The organism is Bradyrhizobium sp. NBAIM08 (assembly GCF_020193935.1).
Taxonomy (GTDB): domain Bacteria; phylum Pseudomonadota; class Alphaproteobacteria; order Rhizobiales; family Xanthobacteraceae; genus Bradyrhizobium; species Bradyrhizobium yuanmingense.
Window position 1 is genome coordinate 1 of the sequence record NZ_JADYVR010000514.1, and the last position, 433, is coordinate 433.

General features: G+C 71.4%; 2 pseudogenes. Both read left to right on the forward strand.

The annotated features are described in order from the left end of the window. Positions 1-219, forward strand: a pseudogene (locus I6F37_RS40710) (D-aminoacylase); the annotation flags it as partial. Beyond that, positions 216-433, forward strand: a pseudogene (locus tag I6F37_RS40715) (hypothetical protein); the annotation flags it as partial. The pseudogenes I6F37_RS40710 and I6F37_RS40715, both read left to right, overlap by 4 nt.

The window sequence follows — 433 nt, forward strand, 5'->3', positions numbered from 1 at the left end:
GACCTCAACGTCGTCGACTTCGACCGACTCCGTCTGCACAAGCCGACGATCGTGCACGACCTGCCGGCCGGTGGTCGTCGCCTGTTGCAGCGGGCCACCGGCTGGAGCCACACGATCGTCGCCGGCCAGGAGACCTACCACGACGGCGAAGCCACCGACGCCCTCCCGGGCCGCCTGATCCGCGGTGCTCAAGCGAACCCGACCGGCGCGCTGGCATGACCACGACCGAGACCGACCAAGGTCGTGCATCGGTGCCAGGCACCGACGCACGACCCGCCCCCGTCCGGCCGACCGCCGACAGGGTGCGTGTGCTCGAGCCGCAGGCGGAGTGGCGGGCGAGCGATGTCAGCGACGTCGACGCCTGGACGCTGCACCTGTCCGACGATCAACTCGCCGAGCTCGACGAGGCGCTCGCCCACGCTCGCTCCGTGAC